Consider the following 5710-nt stretch of genomic DNA (forward strand, 5'->3'; position numbering starts at 1 on the left):
TGATTTAATTTCTATTTTTGATTAAACCCATAAACCAAACAACCACAACCATTTTATGAAAAAAATTATACTCGGATTATCTTTACTGTTTTCATTATTGGGGATTTTAAAATCCTTTTTTTTTGTCTTTTATGATTTTGAAGATGTTACAGCATTTTTAAATTTTATACTATTAGATATTCAGCCATATGGCTTCGCAGGAATGGATATTTATATCCCTAGACACGTAATTCATGGCGCTTCAGGCGGCACTATTTCACTGGGACTTGTAAATTTCTTTTTTATTTTAACTTTCCTTTTAGGCACTTTAATTTATTACTTTTCAAAATACAAAGAAACCAAACTGTTAGCTTTCAATTATTGTCTAGTTTTTTTAGATTCTATAACAAAGATAATCTCTTTTATTATTCTTTTTAATTTGGAAAAACTAAATATTTACAGTGTTTCTTATATCACAATAACGCTATTATACATTTTCATCTCTTATCAGTTCCTAACCAAAGAGCCAAATCCTAAAGGAATTGAAGATAATATTCAAACAACTGAAAATGTACTTGAAAACGCATCAAACACAAAACGCTTTTTAAACTTATTCATCGATTCTTTCATTATACTTGCAATTGTATTTGGATATATTGAATACGCAGATCGACGTAACGACATAATGACTTTTTTCGGCTATTTCAAAAGTGCTTTTGGTGAACAATATGCTGGAATAGTATTCTTTTGGACCGTTAAATTTATATATTATCTATTATTTGAATCTATTTTTAAAACCACACCGGCAAAATTTATAACATCATGTTATATAACAGACGAAGAAGGAAATTCACCAAATTTTCAAATGATTTTGAAACGAACATTACTTCGATTTATTCCGTTTGAAAGTTTCTCATTTTTGCTTGGAAAAAATTTACACGATGATTATTCAGACACTTATGTTGTCAATAAAAAAACAGATCGCAAAATTGAAGATCGATATACACAATTTTTAATAATATCATTCGGAATACTTTTAGTTGTATACTTCACTATGTTTAAGAGAGATTTTTATTAATTAATAAAAACATAAGTAAGATTGATTTAAATTATCAAATCACGAAATCTTTGTAGCATTCATTTTCACGTTCAACAAATAAATTATATTTTTGTTTAAAATACATTCTCATGTTAAAAGTAGGAGTTTTAGGTGCTGGTCATCTTGGTAAAATACATTTACGCTTATTACAACAATCTGACAAATACGAATTAGTTGGATTTTACGACGAAAATCAAGAAAATGCCGAAAGAATCTCAAAAGAGTTTGGCTATAAAAACTTCAGCACAATTGCAAAACTCATTCACGCTGTCGACGTGATTGATATTGTTACTCCTACGCTTTCGCACTACAAATGTGCAAAAGTTGCGATCAAATCTGGAAAACATATCTTTATTGAAAAACCAATTGCCAATACTGTAGAAGAAGCTGAAGAAATTATTGCTTTAGCCAAAGAATATAATGTAAAAGGACAAGTTGGTCACGTAGAGCGCTTTAATCCGGCTTTTATTGCTACAAAAAACATGATCGAAAATCCGATGTTTATTGAAACACATCGTTTGGCAGAATTTAATCCTCGTGGTACAGATGTTCCTGTTGTTTTAGATTTAATGATTCATGATATAGATGCAATTTTAAGTGTAGTTAATTCAAAAGTAAAAGACATTCATGCAAGTGGAGTTTCTGTAATTAGCGATACTCCAGATATTGCCAATGCTAGAATCGAATTCGAAAATGGATGTGTTGCCAATTTAACGGCAAGTAGAATTTCGTTGAAAAACATGCGCAAATCACGTTTCTTTCAAAAAGATGCCTACATTTCTGTTGACTTTTTAGAAAAGAAATGCGAAGTAGTTCGTATGAAAGATGCGCCAGAAGTTCCTGGAGATTTTGATATGATTCTTCAAAATGCTGAAGGCGTTAAAAAACAAATTTATTTCACTAATCCAGATGTAGAACAAAACAATGCAATTCTGGACGAATTAGAATCTTTTGCAAATGCAATCAATACAGATACTACACCAGTTGTAACATTGGAGCAAGCGACAGATGCATTGCGAGTGGCATATCAAATTATTGACTGTTTCGACAAATAATTTAAAGAATTTTAAAAATAAAATTAGCCACGAAATTCGCGATAACATTGTGAATTCGTGGCTAAATCGTAAAATATAATATCAAAAGTAATATGAAAACAATAGCTGTAATTGGAGCAGGAACAATGGGTAACGGAATTGCGCATACTTTTGCGCAAAGCGGATTTACTGTAAAATTAATCGATGTTTCTGAAAAATCATTAGATAAAGGAATGGCAACTATTGCTACTAACTTAGATCGTATGCTTTCTAAAGGAACAATTACGCAAGAAGATGTTGCTAAAACAATCACCAATATTATTACTTATACAGATATAAAAGACGGTGTTGTTGGTGTTGATTTAGTAGTTGAAGCTGCAACTGAAAATGTTGAATTAAAACTAAACATCTTCAAACAATTAAACGAATATTGCTCACACAATACAATCTTAGCTACGAATACTTCTTCAATTTCAATTACACAAATTGGAGCTGTTGTAGCACATCCAGAACGTGTTATCGGAATGCATTTCATGAATCCGGTGCCGATTATGAAATTGGTTGAAATCATCCGCGGATATAATACAAGCGATGAAGTAACTAAAATCATCATGGCTTTATCTGAAAAATTAGGTAAAGTTCCTGTTGAAGTTAATGATTATCCAGGTTTTGTAGCAAACAGAATTTTAATGCCAATGCTAAACGAAGCAATTGAAACGTTATACAATAAAGTGGCTGGAGTTTATGAAATTGACACGGTAATGAAATTAGGAATGGGACACCCAATGGGACCACTTCAATTAGCTGATTTCATTGGTCTTGATGTTTGTCTTGCCATCTTAAATGTAATGTACGACGGCTTTAAAAACCCTAAATATGCTCCTTGCCCACTTTTAGTTAATATGGTTAGAGCAGGAAAATTAGGAGTTAAATCTGGAGAAGGTTTTTACGATTATAGCGAAAGCAAAAAAGCAGAGAAAATCTCTAAGCAGTTTATTCTTTCATAAAAAAGAAATATCATGTCGATTCAATCGAATTTAAATACAATTAAAGCCACTTTACCTGAACACGTAACTCTAGTTGCCGTTTCAAAAACAAAACCTGTTTCAGACTTGATGCAGGCTTACGAAGCTGGACAACGCATATTTGGAGAAAACAAAATTCAGGAAATGACTGAAAAATGGGAACAAATGCCAAAAGACATTCAATGGCATATGATTGGTCATGTTCAGTCAAATAAAGTCAAATTTATGGCGCCTTACGTAACTTTGATTCATGGTGTTGACAGTTTGAAATTATTACAAGAAATAAATAAACAAGCTTTAAAAAACAATAGAATTATAGATTGTCTTCTTCAAATTTATATTGCAGAAGAAGAATCTAAGTTTGGCTTGGACGAAAATGAATTAAATGAACTTTTAACTTCTTCAGAGTTCAAAGAGTTGAAAAATATTCGTATCTTAGGTTTAATGGGAATGGCCACTTTCACCGAAGACCAAAACCAAATAAAAAAAGAATTCACACATTTAAAATCTATTTTTGATTCCATCCAAAAACTGCAGATTGTTGATTTAAAAACAATTTCAATGGGGATGTCTGGAGATTATCAATTAGCCATAGAATGCGGAAGCACAATGGTAAGAATTGGAAGCAGCATTTTTGGCGGACGCTAAACATAAATCATAGATTTTAACTGATTACTAAAAACTGAGACTGAGCAATTAATTTGTACGCAATACTTGACATAGAGACCACTGGAGGACAATTTAATGAAGAGGGAATTACTGAAATCGCCATCTATAAATTTGATGGACATGAAGTAGTAGACCAATTCATCAGTCTTGTTAATCCCGAAATTCCGATTCAGCCGTTTGTAGTAAAACTGACTGGAATTAATAACGCTATGTTACAGTCGGCGCCAAAGTTCTATGAAGTTGCCAAACGTATTATTGAAATTACTTCAGATTGCGTAATTGTGGCTCACAACGCTTCTTTTGACTACAGAATCCTTCGTACTGAATTCCGTCGTTTAGGCTACGATTTCGAAGCCAAAACACTTTGTACAGTAGAATTGGCTAAAAAACTAATTCCAGAACAGCCTTCTTACAGTTTGGGCAAATTGGTGCGCGCTCTTGGAATTCCAATGGCAGATAGACATCGTGCGAGCGGAGATGCTATGGCAACAACAAAGTTGTTCAAAATGCTTTTAGAAAAAGACACAGAGAAAACAATCGTAAAAGATTTTATAAAACTCGAAGTCGAAAAAGGGATTTCTCCTAAATTTTTAGACCTATTAAATCAGATGCCAACCAAAACTGGGGTTTATTATATTTATAATGAAAGTGGTACTTTGATTTATATCGGCAAAAGCCAAAATATCAAAAAGAGAGTCAATCAGCACTTTACAGGAGTTACAACTAAAAGCAAAAAAATTCAGGCAGAAGTCTTCACCATAACTTATGACGAAACCGGAAGCGAATTAGTTGCGCTTTTAAAAGAAAGCCAGGAAGTAAAAATAAATCGTCCGAAATATAATCGTTCGCAAAAGAAAACTGTTTTTCCTTTCGCCTTATATGCAGAAAAAGATGCAAACGGATATATAAACCTAAAACTTGAAAAAGCAGACGGACGTAAAAAAGAAATTACATCTTTTGCCTCTTTGCAAGAAGGTAAAAATGCTCTTTTTAGATTTACGGCAAAATATCATTTATGCCAGAAATTGACAGGTTTATACCAAACCCAAAAAGAGTGTTTTCAATATAAAATAAAAGAGTGTGACGGCGCTTGTATTGGTGAAGTGACGCCAGAAGTCTACAATTTAAGAGTACAGCAGTTTATTTCAGAAAACAGTTTCGAAAATAAAAGTATGGTCATAATCGATCGCGGTCGAAATGTAAACGAAAGAAGTGCTATTTTGATAGAAAATGGAATATATCAAGGTTATGCTTATTACGATTTGAATTATCAAATCACAAATATTGATATTCTTAAAAACATTCTCATCCCAATGCAGCATAATCGTGACGTAAAAAACATTATTCAGAGCTACATTCGCAAAAGCAAGTCATTAAAAATCATGCATTTTTAAGACGATAAACTTTACGTATCTTAGTGATATGACAAAATACAAATCAAAATACGAGATTTTTAGAGAAAAAATCAAAATCATTCTCTACGGAACAAATACCATTTTGGGCAGAATGTTCGATTTGGTTCTCTTGGGACTCATATTATTAAGCGTATTATTGGTAATGCTCGATACGGTAGAAGGCATTAATCATAAATACCATCATCAACTCCTTATCTGCGAATGGATTATTACCGTTTTCTTTACCATAGAATATATTTTAAGGATTATTGCTATACAAAAACCTATAAAATATGTTTTTAGCTTTTACGGAATTATAGATTTGATGGCGATTCTACCAATGTATTTGTCAATCTTTTTTCCTGCAACAAATGTTTTGACAATTGTCCGTATACTGCGTTTTTTCAGATTATTCAAAATTTTACATATTCCGCAAATTTCGCATCAATCTTACCAGTTAAAAGAAGCATTGCAAGCCAGCAAAGAAAAAATACTCGTTTTTATATATTT

At 32.0% G+C, this 5710-nt stretch carries 6 protein-coding genes; all 6 read left to right on the forward strand.

The window, feature by feature from the left end; all coding sequences use genetic code 11:
- Nucleotides 1-55: 55 nt before the first annotated feature.
- On the forward strand, nucleotides 56-1057 hold the full coding sequence (locus B3J44_RS04435) for an RDD family protein (RefSeq protein WP_286966069.1): 1002 nt from the start codon (nucleotides 56-58) through the stop codon (nucleotides 1055-1057).
- A gap of 110 nt (nucleotides 1058-1167) precedes the next feature.
- Nucleotides 1168-2133 carry a Gfo/Idh/MocA family protein gene (locus tag B3J44_RS04440; RefSeq protein ID WP_095927680.1) on the forward strand — a complete coding sequence of 322 codons (966 nt, stop codon included), beginning with the start codon at nucleotides 1168-1170 and terminating at the stop codon, nucleotides 2131-2133.
- A 92-nt stretch (nucleotides 2134-2225) separates the two neighbouring features.
- Nucleotides 2226-3119 (forward strand): 3-hydroxyacyl-CoA dehydrogenase family protein, encoded by an 894-nt coding sequence (locus tag B3J44_RS04445; RefSeq protein WP_286966070.1) that lies wholly within the window; start codon nucleotides 2226-2228, stop codon nucleotides 3117-3119.
- Nucleotides 3120-3131: 12 nt separating this feature from the next.
- Nucleotides 3132-3785, forward strand: a complete 654-nt coding sequence (locus B3J44_RS04450; protein WP_286966071.1) for a YggS family pyridoxal phosphate-dependent enzyme — start codon at nucleotides 3132-3134, stop codon at nucleotides 3783-3785.
- Nucleotides 3786-3838: 53 nt separating this feature from the next.
- Nucleotides 3839-5200, forward strand: a complete 1362-nt coding sequence (locus B3J44_RS04455; RefSeq protein WP_286966072.1) for an exonuclease domain-containing protein — start codon at nucleotides 3839-3841, stop codon at nucleotides 5198-5200.
- Nucleotides 5201-5228: 28 nt separating this feature from the next.
- A partial coding sequence (locus tag B3J44_RS04460; RefSeq protein WP_286966073.1) for an ion transporter occupies nucleotides 5229-5710 on the forward strand: 482 nt, incomplete at its 3' end.

This window comes from Flavobacterium sp. UBA4854 (genome assembly GCF_002399805.1).
GTDB lineage: Bacteria > Bacteroidota > Bacteroidia > Flavobacteriales > Flavobacteriaceae > Flavobacterium > Flavobacterium ginsengisoli.

Bases quoted from the DNA above. Each gene is read 5' to 3' on its own strand.
- B3J44_RS04435 (WP_286966069.1), top strand. From the start codon at position 56: ATGAAAAAAATTATACTCGGATTATCTTTACTGTTTTCATTATTGGGG.
- B3J44_RS04440 (WP_095927680.1), top strand. From the start codon at position 1,168: ATGTTAAAAGTAGGAGTTTTAGGTGCTGGTCATCTTGGTAAAATACAT.
- B3J44_RS04445 (WP_286966070.1), top strand. From the start codon at position 2,226: ATGAAAACAATAGCTGTAATTGGAGCAGGAACAATGGGTAACGGAATT.
- B3J44_RS04450 (WP_286966071.1), top strand. From the start codon at position 3,132: ATGTCGATTCAATCGAATTTAAATACAATTAAAGCCACTTTACCTGAA.